Raw genomic sequence first — 25,272 nt, 5'->3', positions numbered from 1 at the left:
CGCCGGCGCGTCGCGGGTATTCTGACTCAGATCTTCTGGTTGTACTCGCCGACCTCGGGCTGGGCCGAAAGGTAGCCGTCGATCTCGGCGAAGATCGCACGCATGTTGGCCTCCGAGGTCGGGCTCTCGACGACGACGACGAGCTCCGGCTTGTTGGAAGAGGCGCGAACCAGGCCCCAGGTGCCGTCCTCCAGCACGAGGCGGATGCCGTTGACGGTGATGACGTCGCGCACCGTCTGTCCGGCCAGGCTGTCGCCGGCCTCCGCGCGTGCCTTGAAATGGGCGATGGCCCTGTCGACCACGTCGTATTTCACCTCGTCGGCGCAATGTGGCGACATGGTCGGCGACTGCCAGGTCTGCGGCAGCGCGGCGCGCAGCGCCGACAGCGGCGTGCCGGCATTGTGGTCCAGCATCTCGCACACCGCGATCGCCGCGACCAGGCCGTCGTCATAGCCGCGGCCCACCGGCGCGTTGAAGAAGAAGTGACCGGATTTCTCGAATCCCGCCCGTGCGTCGAGTTCGTTGACGCGCCGCTTGATGTAGGAATGGCCGGTCTTCCAGTAGTCGACCGAGACGCCGTTCGCCTTCAGCACCGGGTCGGTGGCGAACAGCCCCGTCGATTTCACGTCGACGACGAACCTGGAGTTCGGGTGCCGGGCCGACAGGTCGCGGGCGAGCAGCACGCCGACCTTGTCCGCGAAGATCTCCTCGCCACTGTCGTCGACGACGCCGCAGCGGTCGCCGTCGCCATCGAAGGCGAGCCCGACGGCGGCGCCGCTCGCCTTCACCGCGTCGGCGACGGCGTGCAGCATCTTCAGGTCTTCCGGGTTCGGATTGTAGTTCGGGAAGGTGTAGTCGAGTTCGCAATCCAGCTCGACAACCTCGCAGCCGATCGCCCTGAGCACCCGCGCGGCGAACAGCCCGGCGGTGCCGTTTCCACATGCCGCGACGACCTTTAGCGGCGACTTGAGCGTCTTTCCCGCGACGAGGTCGGCGACATAGCGCTCGCCGAAGTCCTCGACATAGGTGTAGGCGCCGCCCTGACGCGGAACACCCGACCCCGACAGCACGATCTCCTTCAGCCGTCCGATCTCGTCGGGGCCGAAGGTCAGCGGACGATCGGCGCCCATCTTCACGCCCGTCCAGCCGTTGTCGTTGTGGCTCGCCGTGACCATGGCGACGGCGGGCACGTCGAGCGCGAACTGGGCGAAATACGCCATCGGCGAGACCGCGAGGCCGATGTCGTGAACCCGGCAGCCGGCCGACATCAGCCCGGCGACCAGCGACAGCTTGATCGACTGCGAATAGGAGCGGTAGTCGTGGCCGACGACGATATCGGGCCGCACGTCGCGCTCGTGCAGCAGCGTGCCGATGCCCAGGCCCAGCGCCTGCGCGCCCATCAGGTTCAGTTCGCTGCCGATCAGCCAGCGGGCGTCGTATTCGCGAAAACCGGTCGGTTTGACGAGCGGGGTGGTCTCGTAGGCCGCGGTGTTGGCCGCGACCGCTGCGGTCGGCTTTGGAAGCATTACCTGTCCATTCGATCGTTTCGACGATGGCGAGAGCAGTTACAGCACTCTCGTACGGGAAGGAACCGTGTCATTTGACGAGTTCGAGGGTATCTCCGGATAATTTGACGCTGGCAAGGCGGCCCAGGAAGCTCATGCCGAGCAGGCTGGAGGCGAGGGCGTCGTTCTCGGCGACCATCGCGCGCACGTCGCGCATGACGATCCCCTCGACCTCGATGCGATCGAGCGTGACGCTCGCCACATTGACCTTGCCGTTGGCCGTCTGGACCGGAATGTCGAAATTTAGCGAGCGCGGATCGAAGCCGGCACGCCTGGCGTCGGCTTCCGTCAGCGCCACCGCGGATGCACCCGTATCGGCGAGCATGTCGATCGATCGGCCGTTCACCGTGGCCCGGACCAGGAAGTGGCCGCGATTGTCGGCCCGCAGCCGCACGGTGCGGGGCGCGGTGGCGTAGGCGGACGACCCGGCGGACGCGTCGCGAGCGTCGTCCGGGTCCTCCCACTGGTTGACATACTGCTCCAACTTCGGCGCCGCGTAGACGGTGGCACCGAGCAGGAACAGGATTGCGAGACCGCGCATCATCGCGATGGCTCCAGGTTGCCCGTCCGGACAGATCGCCTGTCCGGATTTGCGCAAACGGCGATCGAGGCTAGGCGAAAAGGGTAAGTCGACGGTGAAACCGATCGCCGGCCTTCGGCCTTGGGTAAACGAACGGTAAACGGGCGGCGGGCGCCGGCTCAGCGCGGTCCCGTCAGCACCATCTCGTCGCCGCGCACCGAATAGGACGCCAGCCGGTCCAGAACGTTCACGCCCAGCAGGTTGTCGTTCAGCGCCCCCGGCGGCGCCACGTAGGCGCGCAGGTCGTGGAAGGCGAGGGGGCCGATCTCCAGCCGGCCGACCCTGACCGGCGCCACGAAGGTGACGCCGTTGGCCGTCTCGACCGGCACCGAGAAGGTGAGCTTGTCCGGGTCGAGCCCCGCCGCCCTGGCGGTCGCCGGCGTCAGCGTCAGGACGCTCGCCCCGGTATCGACGATGAAGCGCGCGCCCGCCCCGTCGATGGTGCCGCGCGCGCCGAAATGGCCGCTGGCGTCGCGCCGAAGCGTGACGACGATGCGGCCTTCGGCATCCGTCGCGGCGATCGGCGCGCCCGGCACGAGTTCCCCGAAGACGCGGGCGCCGAGGCCGGCGAACTCGGTGCGATAGCTGTACAGGGTCACGAGGAGGAGAACCGCGCCGAGCCATATCGTGGCATGCCGCAGCGCGGTGCCAACGTTGAACCGGCGGCTGGCGAGCATCGACCCGCCGATGACGATCAGCAGGGCGACCCCGCTGACCAGCGAGGCGAAATCGGCGTTGGTGACGCCGCCGACCATCCCTTCGGAATGGCGCGACACCAGGATGATGGCTGCCAGCACCAGGACGCCGATACCGATCCAGGCGAAATTCATGCCCCGCACCTGTTTTGTTCTCCCGCCGGTTGAGGTCGCTCGCGCAGGGATATGTGGCGCACCGCGGCCATCCGCAACGGATCGTCCGGCGCGATCAGGCCGCCGAGCGCCGCCGGAGCCGCAGCGCCGGCTTCTCGTCCTCCAGCGGCGGCAGCGCCTTCATCACCCGTTCACGCGGGAAAATGACGATGGCTTCGGTGCCCTCGCGCAATTTCGAGCGGAAATCGAACCGCCCGCCGTGCAGTTCGATCAGTTTCATGACGATCGGCAGGCCGAGTCCGGTGCCCTCGTCGGCGTTCTTCATGGCGACCGAGCCGCGTCCGAAGGTCTGCAGCACGGTCGGAATCTCGTCCTCGTGTATTCCCGGGCCACTGTCCTTGACGCTGAGATACTGCCCGCCACCCGAGGTCCAGCCGACGGTCAGCGTTACCTTGCTGCCGTTCGGCGAGAACTTGACGGCGTTGGTCAGGAGGTTGAGGACGATCTGGCGCACCGCCCGCTCGTCGACCCAGATCTTCGGCAGGTCGACCTCGAACACCTCCTCGATCGTGATGCCGCGCTGATCGGCGCGCAGCTTCGTCAGATGATGGCAGTCCTGCACCGTGCCCGGCAGCGAGACCGCTTCCTCCTGCAGGGCGTAGCGGCCGGCCTCGATGCGCGACAGGTCGAGGATTTCGTTGATCAGTTCGAGCAGGTGCTGGCCGCTGCGATGGATATCGCCGGAATACTCCTTGTAGGCGGGCACGCTGTGCTTGCCGAGAATCTCGTCCTTTAGAACCTCGGAGAAGCCGAGGATGGCGTTGAGCGGGGTGCGCAGCTCGTGGCTCATGGTGGCCAGAAAACGGGATTTGGCCAGATTGGCCTCTTCGGCGCGCCGGCGCGCCTCTTCCGACAGCGCGGTCGCCTGTTCCAGTTCGCCGATCAGCGCGTCCTTTTCCTTGCGCAGGCCGAACATCGCCAGCACCGTCGACTGAAACTGGCGGGCGATGATCATGAAGAAGACCTGCGCCCCCGCCGCCAATCCGGCCATGGCGTAGTAGAGCGGCTCGCCCAGCATCGAGAATCGCAGCACGATCGCCGCGGTGATGGGCAGGGTGCCGGCCAGCGAGGCCATCGGCAGATTGCTGGCCGTCAGCGTGCGCATCGCCAAGACGACGATCAGGACGGCGAACATGAAGATGATCGGTTCCGTCTCGTGCGTGGGAACCGAAAGGAACGCCATCGTCGACCACATCACGCCGTTCAGGAATTCGGCGGCGAAGAACCGGCGCTCCCACAAATCGGCGCTCAGCTTGTGCGTTCTTCCCAGTTCGAACCGCCGGCACAGATACGTCAGGATGCCGTTGCTGATCAGGACGCCGGCGAGCCACACCGAGGATTCCGACCACGGAACCCAGACCGTCATCATGCCCGCGATGATGATCGCCAGCAGCGGCACCACAAGGGCGATGCCGGTCTGGTTGCGCGCGTAGGCCAGGGTCAGGTCGCGGTCGAAGGCCGGATTGGTGCCGGTGTGCGAGGTCAGCCGCTCGCGGACCTGGCGGACCTTGCCGGAGACCGAGCGGCGGCGTTGGGCAGCCTGTTGCTGGTCCGGGAGATTTGCGGTCTCACCTTGCTCGGTCATCGCGATACTGCAAACTGTTACGCCGTCGCGACGCCGCCGCGACGAAGGAGAACTGCCCCCTTGTGCGGCAAATTCCTTAAGATCGTCGTAAGAATCGATTCATCTAGTTTCGAGGTTTTCCGTTGCCCCGCCGGTCCCGCAGCTTCGTGGTCCGTATCGATGAAGCGCTGACAGCGGTTCTGGCCGTCGCGCTGCTGCTGCTGGTCGCGGTGTATCTGCCGTCCGACTGGCGGCGCAGCTACTACGGCCCGGCGCGCGTGATCGACGGCGACACGCTGGTGGTCGGCAGCGTGAAAACCAGGCTGAAGGGCATCGATGCGCCGGAGACGGGCCAGTTCTGCCGGCGCGACGGCACGCTGTGGCGCTGCGGCGAGGCATCGACGGCGGCGCTGCACGGCATGATCGCCGGCCGTAACGTGACGTGCGACGGCGCGGGCAGGGACGTCTACAACCGCGTGCTCGCGGTGTGCCGGGTCGGCGGGCGCGACCTGAACCGGGAAATGGTAAAGAAGGGCTGGGCTGTCGCCTACGGCGCCTACGAAGCGCAGGAAAAGGCCGCGAAAGCGGCCGAAGCCGGCATTTGGTCTGGCGAATTCGAGCGTCCCGCCCTCTGGCGTGAGATGTTCAAGGGAACATGAGGCGATCGGGCACTTGCCCGTGCCCGCGCCGCTATGATCCACTGAGACAGAACGACAGGGAACGCCTCACATGAAGCTCTACACGTCCACCCGGGCACCGAATCCGCGGCGCGTCGATATTTTCCTGGCCGAAAAGGGCATAGAGGTGCCCAGGGTCGAGATCGACATCATGAAGCAGGAGCACAAGGCGCCCGACTTCATCGCGCGCAATCCGATGATGCGGGTGCCCGTGTTGGAGCTCGATGACGGCACACATATCGCGGAATCGATCGCGATTTGCCGCTATTTCGAGGAATTGCAGCCCGCACCGCCGCTTTTCGGCGTCGATATGCTCGACCGGGCGCTTGTCGAGATGTGGCAGCGGCGCATGGAGCTCGATCTGATGGTCCCCGTGGCGATGGCCTTCCGGCATACCCATCCGGCGATGGCGGAGCTGGAAACGCCGCAGGTGGCCGAATGGGGCGAGGTCAACAAACCGCGCATCTTCACCATGCTCGACTGGCTGGACGGGGAACTGGCCGACCGCCCGTTCATCGCCGGGCAGCGCTATACGGTGGCGGACATCACCGCGCTGGTGGCGATTGATTTCATGCGGCCGGTCCGGCTCGGCGTGCCTGAAAGCTGCACCAACGTGCTGCGCTGGTACGCGGACGTGTCCGGCAGGCCGAGCGCCGGCGCATGAGCCTCAAACTCACCATCGTCGGCTGCGGTGACGCCTTCGGCAGCGGCGGGCGTCGCAATACCTGCTTCCATCTGGAGACGGAAGACGCGCGCTATTTCGTTGATTTCGGCGCGAGCGCGATGGTCGGGGTCCATGCCCTCGAGATAGACACCAACGCCGTCGACGCCGTCATCCTGTCGCATCTGCATGGCGATCATTTCGGCGGGCTTCCCTTTCTCATCCTGCACGAACATTTCGTGACGAACCGGACGCGGCCGCTGACGATCGCCGGTCCTCCGGGTGTCGAAAGGCGCATCCGCGACGCCCAGGAGGTTCTTTTCCCGGATTCCTCCAGTATCGAACTCGGATTCGAGCTTCGGTTCGTGGAACTGGTCCCTGGCGAGACGACCCATGTCAGCGGTGCCGATATCGAGGCCTTCGAGGTGAGCCATCCCTCCGGCGCCCCGCCGCTGGCCCTGCGCATCGGGGCCGGGGACCGGCTGTTCGCATTCTCGGGTGACACCCTGTGGCTCGACGTGCTGGTCGACGTCGCCCGCGGCGCCGACCTGTTCATGTGCGAGTGCTACGCCTTCGAGGAACCGATCCCCTATCACGTGCGCTATCGCGACCTCGAGGCGAACCTGCCGCGCCTTTCGGCAAGGCGCGTCATGGTCAATCACCTCGGTCCGGAATCGCGCGGGCGCGTCGGCGAGATCGACAAGGCCATCGAGCGCGCCGAGGACGGCCTGGTCGTCGAGGTGTGAGCGCCGCCGCGAAAACGGTGACGGAGATCGACCGGCTCGCCAGCGAAATCGCCGCCTGCCGGATCTGTGTGGACGCCCCGCGCGGCAGGCCGCTGCCGCACGAACCGCGGCCGGTCGCGTGGCTGTCGGCCACCGCGCGGCTGGCGATCTGCGGACAGGCGCCGGGCACGCGCGTCCACGCCACCGGACTTCCCTTCAACGATCCGTCCGGCGACCGGCTGCGCGACTGGATGGGGATCGGCCGCGAAGCCTTCTATGACCGCGCCCGGATCGCGATCATTCCGATGGGCTTCTGCTTTCCCGGCCTCGACGCCAACGGCGGCGATCTGCCGCCGCGACGCGAATGTGCCGCGACCTGGCACGACCGTATCTTCGCCGCCATGCCGCAGATCGAGCTGATCGTGGCGATCGGCCAGTATGCGCAGGCCTATCATCTGGGGGCGGCCCGCCGTCGTTCGCTGACCGAGACGGTGGCCGCCTGGCGGGAGATCTGGGACGGGCAGGCGTCGCCCCGCGTGCTGGCGCTGCCGCACCCCTCGTGGCGCAACACCGCCTGGCTCAAGCGCAATCCGTGGTTCGAGAGCGATGTCGTCCCGGTGCTGCGCGCCGAAGTGGCACGCCTGACCAGCGCCTGATCACCGGCGCCTGATCACCGGCACTTGATCAGTGGCCCGGTTCCTCGATCGGATCGGGAAAGCGCATCGCCGCCAGGAACGCCAGGAACGCGGCACTCGCACAGGCACCGATGACGATGGCAAGCGGGATCGCCGTGCCGTTGTGCGTTGCGCCCACCACGATGGTCGCCACCGTGGCGGCGCCCATCTGCAGGAACCCGCCCAGCCCGGCGGCGGCGCCGGCGAGATCCGGCCGGACGCTGACGGAACTGGACACCGCGCTCGCCATCACCAGGCCGTTCGAGAAGGTGACCAGCATCATCGGCCCGAACAGGGCGATCGGGATGTTCGGGCCTGCGACCGCCATGACGATGAGCGCCGTCGCACCGACCACGCCCAGGATCACGCCGAAGCTGATCATGCGCCGCGTGCCCACCCTCTGGGCGTAGCGTCCGGTGACGAAGTTGCCGAGCATGTAGCCCGCCGCCAGCATCATCGCCCACAGGCCGAACTCGCCGGGACTGCGGCCCATCAGCTCGATGACGATGTAGGGCGCGCCGCCGATGAAGCCGAAAAACGTCGCCGAGGTGAACGACATCACGGCCGCGAAGCACAGGAACAGGCGATTGTGGGCAAGGATCCAGAAGGATCGGATCAGCGGCCCGAACCCGGAGGATTCGCCCCGGTTGTAGTGGGTTTCCGGCAGGCGCAGCGCCACCAGCGCGGTGACGCCGACGCCGACGACGACGAGCAGCAGGATGCCGGCGCGCCAGCCCAGCGTTTCCTCGAACAGGCCGCCGAGCGCCGGGCCGAGCATCGGCGCCAGCACCATCGACATGGTGACGTAGCCCAGCAGGCTCGCCGCCTGGTCCCGCGTGAACAGATCGCGCAGGATCGCGCGGCCGAGAACCAGTGCCGCGCACCCGCCCGCGCCCTGGATGAAGCGGCCGACGAGCAGCATTTCCAGGTTCCAGGCCAAGGCGGACATCAGGCTTCCGACGAGGAAAATGACGAGCCCCGCGATGATCACCGGACGGCGTCCGAAGCGGTCGGAGACGACGCCGTAGATCAACTGTGCGAAGGACAGCGCGAACAGGAACACCGTCAGCACGTACTGGGCGGCGTTGTAGCTGGTGTCGAACTCCCGCGCCATCGACGGCAGCGACGGCAGCACCATGTTCATGGACATGACGCCGAGACCGGTCGCGACGATCAGGATGACCAGGAGCTGGCCGCGCTTTATGCCGTCGGCGACGGTCTCTGCCACGGTATCGGTCATCGGTCCGCACCCTGCTTGAGGGCCGGGTCGCTCACCACCCGGCTGGTCCGGTGGACGCGGCTTTCGCGGTAGAAGACATAGAGGCCGCTGCCGACCACCAGTACCATGCCGGCGCCCGCCAGCGGATTGGGAAGCTGGCCCCAGACCAGATAGCCGAGCAGCAGCGCCCAAACGATGATCGAGTACCGGAACGGTGCCACCAGCGAAACCTCACCGTGTCGCATCGCCTCGGTGATGAAATAGAAGGCGCCCGACAGCAGTGCGGCGGCGCAGGCCAGGTAGATCAGCACCTCGCCGGGCACCGGCTTCCAGGGCTCGGCAAGCGACCACGCACCGCCGACGACGGTGACCGAAAACATCGAGACGAGCGCGACGAAGGGCGTGGGGAGTTCGGCCGGCAGGTAGCGGCTCGCCAGGTCGCGCAGCGCGGCGAACGCGAGGCTGGCAACGGCGAACAGGGCGTAGGCGTTGAAATCCGCGCCGCCGGGCTGGACCACCAGGAGCATGCCGACGAACCCGGCGACGACCGCGGCCCACCGGCGCCAGCGCACGATCTCGCCCAGCAGGATCGCGGAAAGCACCGTCATGACCAGCGGCATGCCCTGCAGGATCGCCGTGACGTTGGCGATCGGCATCTGGAACAGGGCGGTCAGGAACAGCAGCGTCGAGCCGATCTCGCCGATCACGCGCAGGCCCATCACTTTCCAGCCGCGCCGCGGCCAGGTTCTGAGCGCGCCCATGTACCAGGCCAGGATCGCGATCAATATGCAGGCGATCCCGCCCCGAATGAACAGGATCTGCGGCAGGTCGAGCGAAGCGCTAGACAGCTTCACGAAGGTGTCGTTGGTCACGAAGAAGAACATCGCCGCCAGCATCGCCAGCATGCCGTGCAGGTTTTCGCGCGCCGCCGTGTCCGGGGCGCTGGCGGGGGCACTGGAGGCTGATTGGGCAGAGGCGTCGCTCCGGCCACCGGGCTTGGACAGAAACACGGGAATTATCCGAATGCGATTTCTCGTTGCACCGCGGCGGAAATACGCCAAATGAAAGTATTCCTTATCACGCCGGGGCAGGCGCCACTACTGGCGCTACCGTTCAGCCGATATGCCGAAAAAGCAGAGCTTGCTATTCGTACCGGCGGCTTCAGCCGCCGGTGACGTTCATGTGGCGGGCGACGGCGGGGCGGGCATTGCGCCGGTCGATGACGAAATCGTGGCCCTTGGGCTTGCGCGCGATGGCCTCGTCGATCGTTGCGTGCAACAGGTCGTCGCTTTCCGAGGCCCGCACCGCCGCGCGCAGGTCGGCGGCGTCGTCCTGGCCGAGGCACATATAGAGCGTGCCGGTGCAGGTCAGCCGAACGCGATTGCAGGACTCGCAGAAATTGTGGGTCATCGGCGTGATGAAGCCGATCCGTCCGCCGGTTTCCGCGGCCTCCACGTAGCGCGCGGGCCCGCCGGTCTTGTAGGGAATGTCCGTCAGCGTCCAGTGCTGTTCCAGCCGACGGCGCACCTCGCTCAGCGGCAAGTAATTGTCGGTACGGTCGAACTCGATCTCGCCCATCGGCATGGTCTCGATGAAGGTGATGTCCATGTTCCGGCCGTGCGACCAGCGGATCAGCCCGTCGATCTCGTCCTCGTTGACGCCCTTCAGCGCCACCGCGTTGATCTTGACCCGCAGGCCGGCGTCCTGCGCCGCGTCGAGGCCGGCCATCACCTTGGCCAGGTCGCCCCAGCGCGTGATGGCGCGGAACTTGTCGGGATCGAGCGTGTCGAGCGAGACGTTGATGCGTTTCACGCCGCAATCGGCGAGCTCCCCGGCGAAGCGGGCAAGTTGCGATCCGTTGGTGGTGATCGTCAGCTCGTCCATCGCGCCGCTGTCGAGATGGCGGGAGAGGGTGCGGATCAACGACATGATGTTGCGCCGCACCAGCGGCTCGCCGCCGGTCAGGCGCAGCTTGCGCACGCCGCGTTCGACGAAGGCCGAAGCGACGCGGTCGATCTCCTCGAGCGTCAGCAACTCCGCCTTCGGCAGGAACGTCATGTTCTCCGCCATGCAGTAGTGGCAGCGGAAGTCGCAGCGGTCGGTGACCGAGATGCGCAGATAGGTGATGTGTCGGGCGAAGGGATCGACGAGCGGCGCGCGTGCGGCCGTGCGCGGCAGTTCGATGGTCATCGTGATCTTCCTGTCCCGGTCGGGCCTTGCGTACCGCCGGGGGTTCCTGAGCGTTTCTGGTTGCCGGTTCTTGGTTGATCTGGGGCGCCGGCGCAATGCGACAAGTCAATCCGAAACCAGGTCCACGCGCAACAGAACAATAAAACAATTTCCGCCGGGGCAAGATCGCGACCACAATCCCGCCAGAAATCGCCATTCTTGACGCCAGCGCGATAGTCGGATCGATTAGTTCCCGAAACCGAAAGATTGAATGCTTGCATCGAGTCGATGCTCGCGACACAGTTGACGTAGGAGGAACAGCGGTCAATGGCCGCATTGATACAAACAAAAGAACAGATAACGACGGCAGTCGCTCAGGAGGACGAGGTTCGCGCGCAGCTGTACAGGCTGCTGGCGCGGCTTCTCGCTCGCCCGGCGTCGCGATCCGATATCGAGCTTGTCGCCGCGATAGGCGGAGACGAGAGCGAACTCGGCCGTGCTCTCGCCGAGCTGTCCCGTGTCGCCGGCACAGTCGAGCCCGCACAGGTGGAGCGCGAGTACCACGATCTGTTCATCGGCCTAGGCCGTGGCGAACTGCTTCCGTTCGGCTCGTATTATCTCACCGGCTTCCTGCACGAGAAGCCGCTGGCGCGGCTGCGCGACGACATGGCCGGCCTGGGCATCGAGCGCGATCCCGCTGTGAAGGAGCCCGAGGACCACATCGCCGCCGAACTCGACATGATGGCGGGGCTGATCCTCGGCGACTACGGCGAACCGGCGGCCCTGTCGCGGCAGAAGCGCTTCTTCGCCGATCACGTCGGTCCCTGGGCCGGACATTTCTTCAAGGATCTCGAGAAAGCCAAGGCCGCGGTCTTCTACGGCGCCGTCGGTGGCGTCGGTCGCGTGTTCATGGACGTGGAGGAGGCCGCCTTCTCTATGGAGTGACGTCGAGGGGCGGCTTTTTGCCCCCTTCAATGCAGGAAAGCCGGACGATAGAGATTTCGGCAGTTGGCAAGTGGGAATTTCGGATGCGGTCGGCGGGCGCCTTGAACGCCAGCAGGTCGTGCAAAGGGGAGAAGAGGAATGCCTGAAGGGAAAGATCGCAAGGCGACGGGTCGCCGCGAGTTCCTGAAGCTCGCGAGCTTGGGGACCGTTGTCGGCGGCGCCAGCCTGTTGATGCAGGACGCGCCGGCGCAGGCCGCCGCAGAAAAGACCGCCGAAGGCGGCAAGGGCTATCGGGAAACGCCGCACGTTAAGGCCTTCTACGAGTCGACCCGGTTCTGACACCGGGGCCGTCGGCGAAGGCAACGACCAAGGGCCGGTGGTGCCCCCCGCGCCACTGAAAGCCCCAGGAGGAGAAGAAGATGCTCAGGAAGAAATCGGACGGCGTGGCGAAAAGCACACGTTTGGCGCACATCCTCTCTGATGTGGCCGGCGCGACGATCGACCGCCGCACGTTTCTGCGTCGTTCGGGCCTGACCGCCGGTGGCCTTGCCGCCGCCGCGACGGTTGGCAGCGGCATGGTCCGCAAGGCCGAGGCGCAGACGGCCACGCCCGCCAATGTCGAGATCAAGAAGTCGGTCTGCACCCACTGCTCGGTGGGCTGCACCGTGCTTGCCGAAGTCAAGGGCGGCGTCTGGGTCGGCCAGGAGCCCGGCTTCGACTCGCCGTTCAATCTCGGCTCGCACTGCGCGAAGGGCGCCTCAGTGCGCGAGCACGCGCACGGCGACCGCCGGCTCAAGTATCCGACCAAGCTCGTCGACGGCAAATGGACCCGCATCTCCTGGGACCAGGCGATCGACGAGATCGGCGACAAGATGCTGGAGATCCGCGAGCAGTCCGGTCCTGACTCGGTCTACTGGCTCGGGTCGGCCAAGCACTCCAACGAGCAGGCTTACCTGGTGCGCAAGTTCGCGGCCTTCTGGGGCACGAACAATGTCGACCATCAGGCGCGTATCTGCCATTCGACGACGGTTGCCGGCGTGGCCAATACCTGGGGCTACGGCGCGATGACCAACTCGTACAACGACATCCACAACTCGCGCGCGATCTTCCTGATCGGCGGCAATCCGGCGGAAGCCCATCCGGTGTCGTTGCTTCACCTGCTGAAGGCGAAGGAGGAGAATTCCGCCCCGCTGATCGTCTGCGATCCGCGCTTCACCCGCACGGCCGCGCACGCCAGCGAGTATGTCCGCTTCCGTCCGGGCACCGACGTCGCCCTGATCTGGGGCATCCTCTGGCACGTCTTCGAGAACGGGTGGGAGGACAAGGAGTTCATCCGCACCCGCGTCTACGGCATGGACGAGGTCAAGGTCGAGGTCGCCAAGTGGACGCCCGAGGAGGTCGAGCGCGTTACCGGCGTGCCGGGCTCGCAGTTGCGCCGCGTCGCCCGAACGCTCGCCAACAACCGGCCGTTCACCATCATCTGGTGCATGGGCGCCACGCAGCACACCAACGGTAACAACAATACCCGTGCCTATTGCGCGCTGGGCCTGGCGCTCGGCTCGATCGGCGCCGCCGGCGGTGGCGCCAACATCTTCCGCGGCCACGACAACGTCCAGGGCGCGACCGATCTCGGCGTGCTTATGGATACCCTGCCGGGCTATTACGGCCTGGCGGAAGGTTCCTGGAAGCACTGGGCGCGCGTCTGGGATGTCGACCATGAATATATGGTCGGCCGTTTCCACGACCCGGAAATCATGACCAAGGCCGGCATTCCGGTCAGCCGCTGGTTCGACGGCGTGCTCGAGTCGAAGGAGAACCTCGACCAGCCCGACAATGTCCGCGCCATGGTCTTCTGGGGCCACGCGCCGAACTCGCAGACCCGTCTGCCGGATATGAAGAAGGCGATGGAGATGCTGGACATCCTCGTCGTCATCGATCCCTATCCGACGATGAGTGCGGTGATGCAGGACCGCACCGACGGCGTCTACCTGCTGCCGGCCTCGACGCAGTTCGAGACCTACGGCTCGGTGACGGCGTCGAACCGGTCGCTGCAATGGCGCGAGAAGGTGTTCGATCCGCTCTTCGAAAGCCTTCCCGACCACGTCATCATGTACAAGTTCGCGACCAAGTTCGGTTTCGCCGACGAGATGTTCAAGAACATCGAGGTCGTCGACGGCGAGCCCTCCATCGAGGACACGCTGCGCGAGCTGAACCGTGGCATGTGGACGATCGGCTACACCGGCCAGTCGCCGGAGCGGCTGAAGAAGCACATGGCCAATCAGCACACCTTCGACAAGACGACGCTCAGGGCCAACGGCGGCCCGTGCGACGGCGACTACTATGGTTTGCCGTGGCCGTCGTGGGGGACCGCCGAGATCAATCATCCCGGCTCGCCCAACCTCTACGACCTCTCCAAGCCGGTGGCCGAGGGCGGCATGGGCTTCCGTGCCCGCTTCGGCGTCGAGCGCGAGGTCGACGGCGTCATGCACAACCTGCTCGCCGAGGGTGTCTATCCGGTCGGCTCCGAGATCGAGGACGGCTATCCCGAGTTCACCTACGGGATGCTGAAGAAGCTTGGCTGGGACGGCGACCTGACCGACGAGGAGCGTGCGACGATCGAGCAGATCGGCGGCGATAACCCGGACGGGGTCAACTGGAAGATCGACCTGTCCGGTGGCATCCAGCGCGTCGCCATCGCGCATGGCTGCGCGCCCTACGGCAACGCCAAGGCACGTGTCGTGGTGTGGCAGTTCCCGGACCCGGTGCCGCTGCATCGTGAGCCGCTCTACACGCCGCGGCGTGACCTCGTGGCCGATTACCCGACCTACGAGGATGGTCGCCGGCACCGCGTGCCGGTCCTGTACAAGTCCATCCAGGACAAGGACTTTTCGCAGGACTTCCCGGTCATCCTGACCTCGGGCCGTCTGGTCGAATACGAGGGCGGCGGCGACGAGACGCGGTCCAACCCGTGGCTCGCAGAGCTGCAGCAGGACATGTTCGTCGAGATCAATCCCTTCAATGCCAACGAACTGGGCATCAGGGACGGCGACATGGTCTGGCTGCACAGTCCGGAAGGCGCCAAGGTCAACGTCAAGGCGCTGGTCACCGAACGGGTCGGCAGGAACGTCGCGTTCATGCCGTTCCACTTCGGCGGCTGGTGGCAGGGCGAGGACCGCAGGTCCAAGTACCCGGACGGTGCCGACCCCTATGTGCTCGGCGAAGCCTCGAACACTGCGCAGACCTACGGCTACGACGTGGTCACGCAGATGCAGGAAACCAAAACCACGCTCTGCCGTATCGAGCGGGCTTGAGGGAGGAGTTTGACCAATGGCACGTATGAAATTCCTCTGCGACGCCGAACGCTGCATCGAATGCAACGCCTGCGTCACGGCCTGTAAGAACGAGAACGAGATCCCGTGGGGCATCAACCGGCGCCGCGTCGTCACCATCAATGACGGCAAGCCGGGCGAACGCTCGATCTCGGTGGCCTGCATGCACTGTTCGGACGCGCCCTGCATGGCCGTCTGCCCGGTCGACTGCTTCTACCAGACCGACGAGGGGGTGGTCCTTCACTCCAAGGACCTGTGCATCGGCTGCGGCTATTGCTTCTACGCGTGCCCCTTCGGCGCGCCGCAATATCCGCAGGTCGGCAACTTCGGCTCGCGCGGCAAGATGGACAAGTGCACCTTCTGCGCCGGCGGTCCCGAAGAGGACACCTCCGACGCGGAGTTCCAGAAGTACGGCCGCAACCGCCTGGCGGAGGGCAAGCTGCCGCTCTGCGCCGAGATGTGCTCCACCAAGGCTCTGCTCGCCGGCGACGGCGACATCGTGTCGGGCATCTATCGCGAGCGCATCGTCGCCCGCGGCTTCGGCTCGGGCGCCTGGGGCTGGGGCACGGCCTACGAGCAGAAAACCGGCGGCTGACGACCGGTCACGCGCAAGGAGGGCGGCCTTCCGGGCCGCCCCATCGTACGGTATCGACGCCGTCGCGGTGCTTTGTTCCAGCGAACGGGGCACGCGCGGCGTCGAGTCGTCTCGGGCTTGTGCCTTCGCCATCGGTGCCGTCTCCAGGGGTGGCTTCGCCAGAACGAGGGATCGGCGATACACAATGGGCAACATCAAAACCGTTCTGATCGCATCGCTTGCTGTCGGTCTCGCGGCCGGGCTTGGGGGGTGCCGCGAGGAGGAGCAGAACCGTCCGCTCCATCTCGACAAGGGGGTCTATTTGGGCAAGGCCGATACCCCCCTGACCGACGAGCAGCGTCGCGCGCTGGACCAGCGCAATCAGCAGCAGAAATTCTGATGGGGAGAGATCCGATGCGTCTCCTGAAAACCGTTTCCCGTCGCCTCTGCCGCGTGGGTCTCGCCGTGGCGATGACGCTCGTTCTGGCGGCGCCGCTGTCCGTCGCGGTCGATGGCACGGCGTTCGCCCAGGAAAGCCCGCAGCAACTGCGTGAGAACCCGACCGGCGGCCAGGTTCCCGGCAATACGCTGGGCGGGACCTCGGACACCGAATTCTGGCGCGCCATTCGTGGCGGCGCGCAGGGCACCGTGTCCATTCCCGACAAGAACGCGGGGACGCTGGTCCAGTCGGAAGGCGAGACCTGGCGGGCGCTCCGCAACGGGCCGCTGTCGACCTGGGGCGCCTGGGGCCTGCTCGGCATGATCGTGCTGCTTGCGCTGTTCTTCCTCATTCGCGGCCGCATCCGCATCGAGCACGGCTGGGCCGGGCGGACGATCGTGCGGTTCGGCGAGTTCGAGCGCATGGGCCACTGGCTGCTCGCCGTGTCCTTCATCATTCTGGGCCTGACGGGCCTGAATGTCCTCTACGGCCGGTATGTCCTGCTGCCGGTAATCGGACCGGAGGCCTTCGGCGCGCTCACCCATTGGGGCAAGCTGGCGCACAACTATGTCGCGTTCGCCTTCATGCTCGGCCTCGCCTACATCTTCGTCATGTGGGTCGCCAACAACATTCCCAACCGCTACGACGTCATTTGGCTCCTGAAGGGCGGGGGGCTGTTTTCCAAGCACTCGCATCCGCCGGCGAAGAAGTTCAATGCCGGCCAGAAGATCCTGTTCTGGCTGGTGATCCTGGGCGGCGTTTCGATCAGCCTGTCGGGCATCGCGTTGATGTTCCCGTTCCAGACCAGCCTGTTCGCCAAGACGTTCGCCTTCCTGAACGTCTTCGGCGCCGGCCTGCCCACCGATCTGACGGCGCTGCAGGAAATGCAGCTCGCCCAGCTCTGGCACGCCATCATGGCCCTGGTTCTGATCATCGCAATCCTCGGGCATATCTACATCGGCACCATAGGCATGGAAGGCGCCTTCGATGCGATGGGCTCCGGCGACGTCGATCTCAACTGGGCCAAGGAGCATCATTCGATCTGGGTAGAGGAGCTGGAGGCGGCCGAGCGGTCCCGGACGGGCGGCGCCGCAGCGGAACCGGCGGAATAGCCCGCGCGAACGGTGCGGCACGTGACCTCCAGCCTCGAGGTGCGGGCAGCCGTTGCGGCGGCGCTTTTCGTGTGCCTGACCGGCGGGCCGGCGGCGGCGTGGCCGGACAGGTTGGAAGGGCATGGCGGGCCGGTGCGCGGCCTTGCCATATCGTCCGAGCGAAGCGAAGTGCTGTCCGCCTCCTTCGACTACGCGATCCTCCACCGGGGGCTGGCGAACGGGGATTCGCCGGTCCTCCATCGGCTGATCGGCCACGAGGCCGCCGTCAACGATGTCGCCTTCGTCCCGGCCCGTCCGCTTGCCGTTTCCGCCAGCGATGACGGCAGTGTCGGTGTCTGGAATCTCGATAGCGGCGAGCTTGTCACCCGCTTCATGGGCACCGGCGACAAGGTTCTCGACGTGGCCGTCAGCGGCGATGGCCGGGTCGCCGCCGCCGCCATCTGGGACCACACCGCCCGCGTCTACGATCTCGACACCATGACAGAGCGCGCCGTCATGCGCGGTCACTCCGGCAACGTCAACGCCGTCGCCCTGGCCGGCGAGGGCAATATCCTCTACACCGGCTCCTATGACGGCACCGTGCGCCAATGGAACGCCCGGTCCGGCGCGCAGCTTCGCACGATCCTGAAGCACGGCTGGGGCGTGAACGTCGTCCGCGTCCTCCCCGACGAGACCCATCTTCTCTACGGCGCCCAGGACGGCGCCTACGGCATCGTCGACATCGCCGAGGGCAAGGTTGTCTCGGAATTCGCCCCCTTCGCCGGCCCGGTGCTGGCCGCGGCGTTCGACGTGGAACGCGGGATCGCGGCGATCGGCAGCGCCAACGGGCAGATGCGCATCTACCGCATGGACGACTGGACGCAGATCAACGAATACTCGACGGCCTTCGGGCCGATCTGGGCCATCGATTTCACCCCGGATGGAACCGCGGTCTACCGCGCCGGCCTCGACGACTTCGTGTCGCTCGTGCATCTGGAGCCCGGTGCGCCTCTGGATATCGCGCAAACCGACTATCCGCGCCGTTTCCAGCTCAAGAAGGACCTGGACGTCGGCGAACGCCAGTTCGCGCGCAAGTGCAGCGTCTGTCATACCCTGACGCCCGATGACGCCAACCGCGCCGGGCCGACGCTTCACGGCGTCTTCGGCCGCAAGGTCGGCGCGCTGCCGGACTACCCCTATTCGGAAGCGCTCAGGAACTCGGATATCATCTGGACCGAGGAGACCATCAGCGAGCTCTTCGATGCCGGCCCGGACGTGGTGTTGCCCGGAACCAAGATGCCGGTGCAGCGCCTGCGCAACGACGAGGAGCGCGCGGCACTGGTTGCGTTCCTGAAGCGTGCCACCGGGGGCGAGCAGGGGAACGATTGAGGCGTGACGTCTGAACGGAGAACGGACAATGAAGGCATTCTGGGGCGGGGTTGTTCTCATGCTGGTGATCGCGGTCGGCGCCTGGGTGGTGCTCGACGCGGTCGGCATGTCGGCCCGCGACATCTACACCTCGCAGCAGTCCGTGCGGCTCTGATCGCCACGGGGCTTGCTGGCGCGGGACTTGCCGCCACGGCCGGCGATGCAGGGGCATTCGAGTCCCGCGTCCTCGAACGGGCGATGACGTCGGTGGTGAGCGTGCTGCCGCTGCTGCCGGCCAGGGAGGTGCGCAGCGAGGAGCCGGAGGGCAGCGGCGTGGTGATCGGCGATGGCCGCCACGTGCTGACGGCCCGGCACGTCGTCGACGGTGCCACCGCGATTCATGTGCGCACGGCCGCCGGCGACATCGTCGCGGCGACGCTGGTGGGCGGTGACCCGCTCACCGATCTCGCGGTGCTGGCGGTCGACGATGCGTTGCCGGCGCTCGCCTTCGCTGGCGACGCGGCCCTCGGCGAAGACGTCTGCGCGATCGGAAACGCCTTCGGCCTCGGCCTGACCGTTGCCTGCGGTGTCGTTTCGGGCGTTCACATGGCCGGCGTCGGCTTCAACCCGATCGAGGATTTCGTGCAGACCGACGCCGCGATCAATCCGGGCGTCTCCGGCGGTGCCCTGGTCGACGAGGAGGGCCGTCTGGTCGGCCTGGTCTCGGCGATCTTCACCAAGACCTCGGACGCCAATATCGGCGTGAATTTCGCCGTGGCCGCGCCGCTGGCCGGCCATGTCGCCGAGGCGATCCTGGAAGCCGGCGCCTTCCATCCGCCGCGCACCGGCGCCCGGCTCGCGCCCTGGCCGGCGCCCGGCGAGACCGGGCGGATGGCGGCGCGGGTGTTCTCGCTCGAACCCGGGTCGCCGGCCGACAGGGCCGGGCTGCGGGAAGGCGACCAGATCGTGCGCGTCGGCGATCGTCGCATTCGCGGGCCGGCGGACTATATCAGCGCGGTAGCGCGGATCGACGCGCCGGCAGAGCTGGCGGTGGAGGCCGTAAGGGACGGAGAAACGATCAATGTCGTTCTCCGCCTGATGGCCGAAGCGGACATCAAGAACTAGGGAGCCTGAAAATGGACGAAGAACGCTTCAACATGTCGCTCAGGAAGTTCCTCAAGCAGGTCGGCGTGACCTCGCAGCGCGAGATCGAGACCGTCGTGCGTGAGGGCAAGGCGGGCGGCGGCAAGCTCAAGGTCCGCGTCGTTCTCACCGCCGAGGGCACGGATCTCAACCACGTCGTCGACGGCGAGATCGACCTGTCCTGACAGCGCCGCGATGAGCCTGCCAGACCCGGTATTCCCGCCGCTGTTGACCGGCCACGCCGTTACCGCACCCGACCGCGCCTTCGAGACCGCGGTTGCCGGGGCGGCGCGCGGCAGCCTGGGCGCCGCCGATCTGGTGTGGGCGCGCGATACCTCCCGGCTCGACTGTGCCTTGGTGCTGGAGCCGGATGTCGACCGCGCCCGCGCCGCCGAGATGGTGTTCGTCGCCATGGTCGCCTTCGGCGACAGCTTCGGCGCCATCGCCCCGCCCGAAATCGGACTGACCTATCGCTGGCCGATGGCGCTTTGCGTCAACGGCGCCCGGGCCGGACATGTGCGCGCGGCAATGTCGGCGCAGGACGATGCGGACGGGCACCCGCACTGGATGGTGGTGGGCCTGACCCTCGACATTCGCCGCAATCACCGCGACGGCGAACCGGGAGACGCACCGGACCGGACCGACCTCGTCGAGGAAGGCTGCGCCGAGCTGACCCGCACCGATCTGCTGGAATCCTATGCCCGGCACCTCCTGACCTGGATCCATACCTGGCAGACCGACGGCTTCCGGCCCGTCCACGACCTTCTCCTGTTCCGCGCCGAGGGGTATCGTGAGCCGGTCAGGCTGGAGCATGCCGGCGAAGTCCAGGAAGGCCGGTTCATCGGCCTCGACGATCGCGGCAACCTGCTCCTGGAGACGGGGGAGGGGACGCGCATGCTCGATACGCAGGCGGCGATAGAGGCCGTCGCACCGGCTGGACGAGGCGTATGACGACGGCGAAACCGGATTTCTGGCGGTCCTCGGGATTTCACCTGCTGCAGCCCGACGCGCGCGGCTGGCTGCGCGTCACGCCGGACTTCCTGCGCGCCTATCTCGCCCGTCCCGAAATGCGGCCGGTCGAGGAGTCCTGCCGCGCCGAGCACGCCCTCCACGGTGCACTCCTGGACAATCCCGTGCGGCCCGTCGGCGAGGCCGACGTCTCCGCGCTCGCCGACGAGGACGTGCAGCACAATTATCGCGTCGTCCTGCGCTTTCGGGACTTGCTGATCGAGCACGGCACGCTGGAGGCGGCGTATCTGGCGATCGTCACGTCCGGCCGCGGCGACGTCCCGGTGCTGTTCGTCGAGCAGCTCGTCCACGCCATCCTGCGTAACGTCCTGTCGGGCTGCACCGACCCGATGCGGCTGCGCGCCGCCGAGCTGTTCTTCCGCCAGCAGAACGTCAGCCTCGACAGCGGCCGCGTCATGCTCGCCGACGAGGAAGTGGTCGAGATGTACGCCCAGACCGGCGGCATGGGCGGGCTCGGCCAGCTTCTGGTGGAGTCGATGACGCCGATGCGCCAGGTCGAGCTAGACGTGCTCGACGACGACAACAAGTCCCTCTACTGGGATCGCAGCGACCGCTTCGACACCGTGATCGACTTCCGCTTCACCCAGCCCGGCGTCGACGCCTTCGCCCGCGTGATGGAAGCCTGGATCGCCCATTTCCTCGAGGTCCGCACCCGCATCCAGCCGATGCAGGCGATCCACGACGAGCACTGGTCCTGGCATATCGGCCTCGACGCCGGAGCGACGGAGATCCTCAACGCGCTCTACGAGGGCGAAGATGTGGGGCCGGACGACCTGCAACGCATACTCGGGCTGTTCCGGATGGAAATCCGCGACGATCGCGCCGTCGTCGCCTCCATGCGGGGCAAGCCGATCTATCTCGGCCTTGCCATGACGCCCGACGGGAAGCTGCGGATGAAGCCGCAGAACCTGCTGACCAACCTGCCGTTCAGCGAAGGGGCGTGAGGTGGCGCCGGCCGACGGCTCCTTCCTCGACACGATCTGGGCGCGGCTGCTCGCCGGGTTCGTCGCGCTGGTCTTCGCCGGCCTTCTCGCCTGGATCAATCGCGACGCCCTGAGCGGACCGGAATTGGCGACCGGCCCGCTGGCAGACTGCCTCGCCGAACGGCTCGGCGACGTCGACGCGATGGTGGCCGACGGGGTGATTTCCGACGGCCAGGCCGCGCAATTCAGGATCCGCGCCCGCCAGCTCTGCGAGCAGACGTTTCCATCCGCTTCGCCCCCGGCCAACTAGCCAGCTAGCCGGCTAGTCGTCCAGGAAGTCGTCGACCGTCAGGTCCTTGCCGGCATCGCGCGCTTCCAGATAGTCGTCGGTGGTCCGCACCTTCGGCCGCTCGCCCATCTTGAACGGATCGGTGCCCATTTCGGACTGGGCGATCACGCGGCAGTCGTCGCACATGCGGATCAGGTCGGCGGTCGCGGACGACTGGAACATCCAGTGCTTGCCCTGCAGCCGCTCGACGATGCGGTCGACCGTCTTCTTGGTGCCGAACGGCTTGCCGCAGCGCAGGCAGGCATACGGCTCCTCTTCATGGATCACCGTCTGCGACAGGGCGTTCGGCGTGAAGTCGAACCGCGCCTCCAGCGTGATCGCATCTTCCGGGCAGGTGTTGCGGCAAATGCCGCATTGCACGCAGGCGTTCTCCTGGAACCGCAATTGCGGTTTGTCGGGATTGTCGAGGATCGCCCCCATCGGGCAGGCGCCGACACAGGCCAGGCACAGCGTACAGCTGTCCTGATCAACGACGATGCGCCCGTACGGCGCGCCGTCGGGCAGGGCGATCACGTCGGGCCGCTGCGGTGCAGTCTCGTGCAGCCTGCCGATCGCAGCCCGGCCGATGTCGCGCTTGCCGCCGACCGCCGCGACGCCGGCTGCGGGCAGGGGCGTGCGCTCTGCAAGTCCATACAGCGCTGTCTCGACGGCGTCGGGATCGGCTTCGACCAGGATCGTCATGCGGTCCGCGTCGTGGCCGAGCCCCTGCAGGATCGATCGGACCAGTGTCCCTTGCGTCTCCAGCGGCAGAACCTCGTCGGCCCGCGCCGGATCGACGAGCGCGACCATCTGCTCGACGCCGGTGACGAAGGCGGCGGCGAGGATGTCGTGGCCGAGCTCGGTGACCGCGTGCAGCGGCACGGGCAGCACGTTGACCGGCAGGCCGCGCCCGAACCGCGCCATTGCCGCGATCAGCTCGGCGCCGCGCCGTGCGTCGTGGAACAGCAGGACCGGCCGGGTGCCGCCGGCCGCCAGATAGGTGGAGACGAGTACCTGGATACGGGCGATCAGGTCTTCCCGGCGCGGATAGCGGTAGCTCACAGCCCCGGTCGGGCACGAGGCGCTGCACGAGCCGCAGCCGCCGCAGATGCCCGGGTCGACGGAGATCGTGTCGCCCATGTCGGAAATGGCGCCCGCCGGGCAGGCGTCGAGGCAGTTGGTGCAGCCGACGATCCGGTTGCGCGAATGGACGCAGATATCCGCATCGTAGTCGACATAGACGGGCTTCTCGAACTCGCCGACATAGTCGGTGATCTCGAACATCGCCTTGGCCACGGCCGCGGGATGGTTCGGGTCGACGCGGAAATAGCCGTCGCGATGGTCCGGTGCCGGGAACAGGGCGGTATCGCCGCTCAAATCGAGGATCACGTCGCATTGCGACTGGGCGCCGTCGCGCGGCATGACGAAGGCCGCCGCCTCGCGCGACGAGGGAACGAGCGGCGCGTAGCCGTCCACGGTGATCTCGAAGGCGCCGAACGAGCCCGCCGCCTTGACGATCCGGCCGCGATAGACGGGCACATCGGCGACCGACGGCGGCACCAGTCCGTCCGCATCGGTCATAAGCAGGCTGACGGCAAGGCGCCCGTTCAGCGACTGCGCGACCTCCAGCGCCTGCTGGCCGCGTCCGTAGACGAGGCACATGCCCTCCGATCGGGTCGTGTGGATCGCGGCGGGGGCGGGCGCCACCGTCGCCTCCGCCAGCAGAGCCGCCATTTTCGGGCCTGCGGCGGCCTTGTCGGCGCACCAGCCCGCCTTTTCGCGGATGTTGACGAAGGAAACCCGCTCGTCCGCGCCGGCCTCCTCGGCGAGTTCGCGGAACAGCGGGGCTTCCTGGGTGCAGGCGACCACCACCTCGCCGCCGGCGCGCACCGCGGACAGATAGGCTTCGGTATCGTTGCGACACAGCGTCGTGCGGACCGGACCGATCTCGGCATCCGGCAGAGCCGCGCGAACGCGATCCACGTCGATCGACATGCTGTGCGCGCAATCGCACAACAGGACCGTGCGTCGGTCCGATGTCATGTCCTGAGCACTCCTGTGAACCGCCCCTCCGGTGATCACCGTCCTCGTGGGAGGCGGCCCTTCTTGGTTGGATTGAGTCTAGGGTGGTGGAGCCGGCGAGGCAAATGTCTATATTCCTTGTGGGCGCCGGCTTCCGGAGGAGAACCTTGGAAAAAACGGCAACAATTCAGGTTGGCATCGTGGTCGAGCGGCGGGAGTCGGACAGCCGCTGGATCGATGCGACCTGGAAACCGGTTTCGATCCTCGTCGGGGCGCCGCCGGTCGAGGGCTGGCGCGAACTGGCCTCCGGCGAACGATGGCGCCGCTACCATGCCGCGACCGTGCCGCTCGAACTGCACCGCACCGATGCCGAATCCTACAAGTACAACCTGTCGACCAGATCGCCGTCGGTGTTCGTCGTCATGACACCGACCGGTGGCGAGAGGCCGTGGCGGGTCCTGCTGGCGACCGCGTCGGCCTACGAGGGCGAATCCTATCTCACCTCCGACGAGGTCATGGTCGAGGCCGTGCCGATGCCGCCCGAGGTCGCCGCCTGGGTGCGAGACTTCGCGGAGGCGCATTTCGATCCGGAGCCCTTCAGGAAGCGCAAGCGCGACAGGCCGCCGGCGCTGGAGGAGGCCAAGTTCGGCAAGGAGCCGATCTTCACCCGCCGGCCGGCCGCGACGCCGCCGCGAAAGGACAGGGGGAAGGAAACGGATGGCTGACGACAGCGGTTTCCTGTCGCGCTGGTCGCGGCGCAAGCTGGCGGAGAAGGAGCCGGCCGGTCCGGCCGAAGCCGAGGTGACCGCGGATCCGGTCGATGATGCCGGGCAGGCGATGCCGGTGGTGCCGGACTCGCCATCGGATCCGCTGGCCGACGAACGGGCGGAGGAGCCGGCGGGCGAAGCGGCCGAACCGGACCGCCACCCGGCCGAGGACATCGACATCGAGAGCCTGACCAAGGAGTCCGACTTCACGATCTTCATGCAGAAGGGCGTTTCGGCCGCAACCCGCCGCAGGGCCCTGCGCAAGCTCTGGACCAGCGACCCGGTCCTCGCCAATCTCGACGGCCTCAACGACTACGAGGACATGGAATACACCTACGGCATCAGCACCGCGGCGACGTCCGACTGGAAGCTCGGCCGGGGGTTCCTGTCCGACAAGGAGCTCGGCCTGGAGCCGGCAGCCGAAGAGACCGGAGAGCCCCCGGAAGAACCCCTTATCGGGGCAGACGACGCCGAGGCGGCAGACGAGACCATCATCGCCGAGGCCGATCCCGATGCGCCGGCGGACGGTGCGACGCACGATCCGGACGCGGTCGTGGAGCCGGACCAGGACCCGGTCGTGGGCCGCGGCGAGAACCCGAAGCAGGCCTGAT

The 25,272-nt window shown here is 66.9% G+C and carries 27 protein-coding genes; 19 read left to right on the top strand and 8 right to left on the bottom strand.

Translation table 11 applies throughout. From position 1 onward, the window contains the following. Positions 1-26: 26 nt before the first annotated feature. The 4 genes from MUB46_RS04500 to MUB46_RS04485 form a co-directional block, all read right to left on the bottom strand. The gene (locus MUB46_RS04500; RefSeq protein ID WP_261614682.1) at positions 27-1,526 is read right to left on the bottom strand and encodes a phosphomannomutase/phosphoglucomutase; all 1,500 of its coding nucleotides are present in this window, start codon (positions 1,524-1,526) and stop codon (positions 27-29) included. 70 nt (positions 1,527-1,596) lie between these two features. Further along, on the bottom strand, positions 1,597-2,106 hold the full coding sequence (locus tag MUB46_RS04495; RefSeq protein ID WP_261614681.1) for a retropepsin-like aspartic protease family protein: 510 nt from the start codon (positions 2,104-2,106) through the stop codon (positions 1,597-1,599). Positions 2,107-2,264: 158 nt separating this feature from the next. Further along, positions 2,265-2,975, bottom strand: a complete 711-nt coding sequence (locus MUB46_RS04490) for a retropepsin-like aspartic protease family protein (protein ID WP_261614680.1) — start codon at positions 2,973-2,975, stop codon at positions 2,265-2,267. 94 nt (positions 2,976-3,069) lie between these two features. Next, positions 3,070-4,599 carry a sensor histidine kinase gene (locus tag MUB46_RS04485; protein WP_261614679.1) on the bottom strand — a complete coding sequence of 510 codons (1,530 nt, stop codon included), beginning with the start codon at positions 4,597-4,599 and terminating at the stop codon, positions 3,070-3,072. A gap of 122 nt (positions 4,600-4,721) precedes the next feature. On the opposite strand from MUB46_RS04485, the gene MUB46_RS04480 reads away from it, so the two are divergent. From MUB46_RS04480 to MUB46_RS04465, 4 genes are all read left to right on the top strand, one after another. Next, positions 4,722-5,237: a thermonuclease family protein gene (locus MUB46_RS04480; protein WP_261614678.1), complete on the top strand. Its 516-nt coding sequence runs from the start codon at positions 4,722-4,724 to the stop codon at positions 5,235-5,237. A 70-nt stretch (positions 5,238-5,307) separates the two neighbouring features. Continuing rightward, positions 5,308-5,919 (top strand): glutathione S-transferase family protein, encoded by a 612-nt coding sequence (locus tag MUB46_RS04475; protein ID WP_261614677.1) that lies wholly within the window; start codon positions 5,308-5,310, stop codon positions 5,917-5,919. Continuing rightward, positions 5,916-6,662: an MBL fold metallo-hydrolase gene (locus MUB46_RS04470; protein WP_261614676.1), complete on the top strand. Its 747-nt coding sequence runs from the start codon at positions 5,916-5,918 to the stop codon at positions 6,660-6,662. The genes MUB46_RS04475 and MUB46_RS04470 overlap by 4 nt, the downstream gene beginning before the upstream one ends. A gap of 17 nt (positions 6,663-6,679) precedes the next feature. After that, positions 6,680-7,297, top strand: coding sequence for a uracil-DNA glycosylase family protein (locus MUB46_RS04465; protein ID WP_261614675.1), 618 nt, complete (start codon positions 6,680-6,682; stop codon positions 7,295-7,297). 28 nt (positions 7,298-7,325) lie between these two features. Here MUB46_RS04465 and MUB46_RS04460 read toward each other — a convergent pair whose 3' ends face one another. From MUB46_RS04460 to moaA, 3 genes are all read right to left on the bottom strand, one after another. Then, positions 7,326-8,555, bottom strand: a complete 1,230-nt coding sequence (locus MUB46_RS04460) for a multidrug effflux MFS transporter (RefSeq protein WP_261614674.1) — start codon at positions 8,553-8,555, stop codon at positions 7,326-7,328. Next, positions 8,552-9,544: a DMT family transporter gene (locus MUB46_RS04455; RefSeq protein ID WP_261614673.1), complete on the bottom strand. Its 993-nt coding sequence runs from the start codon at positions 9,542-9,544 to the stop codon at positions 8,552-8,554. Before MUB46_RS04455 ends, MUB46_RS04460 begins: the two co-directional genes overlap by 4 nt. Positions 9,545-9,695: 151 nt before the next feature. After that, positions 9,696-10,724 carry a GTP 3',8-cyclase MoaA gene (gene moaA, locus MUB46_RS04450; protein ID WP_261614672.1) on the bottom strand — a complete coding sequence of 343 codons (1,029 nt, stop codon included), beginning with the start codon at positions 10,722-10,724 and terminating at the stop codon, positions 9,696-9,698. Positions 10,725-11,030: 306 nt separating this feature from the next. On the opposite strand from moaA, the gene MUB46_RS04445 reads away from it, so the two are divergent. The 13 genes from MUB46_RS04445 to MUB46_RS04385 all read left to right on the top strand — a co-directional run bounded on the left by MUB46_RS04445 (position 11,031) and on the right by MUB46_RS04385 (position 21,854). Next, complete coding sequence (locus MUB46_RS04445; protein ID WP_261614671.1) at positions 11,031-11,648, top strand: TorD/DmsD family molecular chaperone; 618 nt, start codon at positions 11,031-11,033, stop codon at positions 11,646-11,648. Between the two features lie 138 nt (positions 11,649-11,786). Continuing rightward, the gene (locus tag MUB46_RS04440; protein WP_261614670.1) at positions 11,787-11,987 is read left to right on the top strand and encodes a twin-arginine translocation signal domain-containing protein; all 201 of its coding nucleotides are present in this window, start codon (positions 11,787-11,789) and stop codon (positions 11,985-11,987) included. Positions 11,988-12,067: 80 nt separating this feature from the next. Further along, positions 12,068-14,959 (top strand): formate dehydrogenase subunit alpha, encoded by a 2,892-nt coding sequence (locus tag MUB46_RS04435; RefSeq protein ID WP_261614669.1) that lies wholly within the window; start codon positions 12,068-12,070, stop codon positions 14,957-14,959. Positions 14,960-14,975: 16 nt separating this feature from the next. After that, complete coding sequence (fdh3B, locus tag MUB46_RS04430) at positions 14,976-15,572, top strand: formate dehydrogenase FDH3 subunit beta (RefSeq protein WP_261614668.1); 597 nt, start codon at positions 14,976-14,978, stop codon at positions 15,570-15,572. A 184-nt stretch (positions 15,573-15,756) separates the two neighbouring features. After that, positions 15,757-15,951 carry a hypothetical protein gene (locus MUB46_RS04425; protein ID WP_261614667.1) on the top strand — a complete coding sequence of 65 codons (195 nt, stop codon included), beginning with the start codon at positions 15,757-15,759 and terminating at the stop codon, positions 15,949-15,951. A 14-nt stretch (positions 15,952-15,965) separates the two neighbouring features. Next, on the top strand, positions 15,966-17,102 hold the full coding sequence (locus MUB46_RS04420) for a formate dehydrogenase subunit gamma (protein ID WP_261614666.1): 1,137 nt from the start codon (positions 15,966-15,968) through the stop codon (positions 17,100-17,102). A 21-nt stretch (positions 17,103-17,123) separates the two neighbouring features. After that, entirely contained in the window at positions 17,124-18,470 is a 1,347-nt protein-coding gene (locus MUB46_RS04415) for a c-type cytochrome (protein WP_261614665.1), read from the top strand. A 28-nt stretch (positions 18,471-18,498) separates the two neighbouring features. Further along, positions 18,499-18,624 (top strand): hypothetical protein, encoded by a 126-nt coding sequence (locus MUB46_RS04410; RefSeq protein WP_261614664.1) that lies wholly within the window; start codon positions 18,499-18,501, stop codon positions 18,622-18,624. Between the two features lie 83 nt (positions 18,625-18,707). Continuing rightward, positions 18,708-19,574, top strand: a complete 867-nt coding sequence (locus tag MUB46_RS04405) for a S1C family serine protease (protein ID WP_261614663.1) — start codon at positions 18,708-18,710, stop codon at positions 19,572-19,574. Positions 19,575-19,585: 11 nt separating this feature from the next. Continuing rightward, on the top strand, positions 19,586-19,777 hold the full coding sequence (locus MUB46_RS04400; protein WP_261614662.1) for a DUF6494 family protein: 192 nt from the start codon (positions 19,586-19,588) through the stop codon (positions 19,775-19,777). A 10-nt stretch (positions 19,778-19,787) separates the two neighbouring features. After that, complete coding sequence (locus MUB46_RS04395; RefSeq protein WP_261614661.1) at positions 19,788-20,543, top strand: biotin/lipoate--protein ligase family protein; 756 nt, start codon at positions 19,788-19,790, stop codon at positions 20,541-20,543. Next, the gene (locus tag MUB46_RS04390; RefSeq protein WP_261614660.1) at positions 20,540-21,565 is read left to right on the top strand and encodes a DUF6352 family protein; all 1,026 of its coding nucleotides are present in this window, start codon (positions 20,540-20,542) and stop codon (positions 21,563-21,565) included. The genes MUB46_RS04395 and MUB46_RS04390 overlap by 4 nt, the downstream gene beginning before the upstream one ends. Position 21,566: 1 nt before the next feature. Beyond that, positions 21,567-21,854, top strand: a complete 288-nt coding sequence (locus MUB46_RS04385; protein WP_261614659.1) for a hypothetical protein — start codon at positions 21,567-21,569, stop codon at positions 21,852-21,854. A 12-nt stretch (positions 21,855-21,866) separates the two neighbouring features. Here MUB46_RS04385 and MUB46_RS04380 read toward each other — a convergent pair whose 3' ends face one another. Next, entirely contained in the window at positions 21,867-23,915 is a 2,049-nt protein-coding gene (locus MUB46_RS04380; protein WP_261614658.1) for a 4Fe-4S binding protein, read from the bottom strand. A 146-nt stretch (positions 23,916-24,061) separates the two neighbouring features. Between MUB46_RS04380 and MUB46_RS04375 the strand changes: the two genes are divergently transcribed. Next, positions 24,062-24,619: a DUF3305 domain-containing protein gene (locus MUB46_RS04375; RefSeq protein WP_261614657.1), complete on the top strand. Its 558-nt coding sequence runs from the start codon at positions 24,062-24,064 to the stop codon at positions 24,617-24,619. Further along, positions 24,612-25,271 carry a DUF3306 domain-containing protein gene (locus tag MUB46_RS04370; protein ID WP_261614656.1) on the top strand — a complete coding sequence of 220 codons (660 nt, stop codon included), beginning with the start codon at positions 24,612-24,614 and terminating at the stop codon, positions 25,269-25,271. Before MUB46_RS04375 ends, MUB46_RS04370 begins: the two co-directional genes overlap by 8 nt. Position 25,272: the final 1 nt, after the last annotated feature.

Source organism: Microbaculum marinisediminis, from assembly GCF_025397915.1.
In the GTDB taxonomy this organism is placed as follows: domain Bacteria; phylum Pseudomonadota; class Alphaproteobacteria; order Rhizobiales; family Tepidamorphaceae; genus Microbaculum; species Microbaculum marinisediminis.
This window is presented reverse-complemented; position numbering and strand designations above follow the sequence as displayed.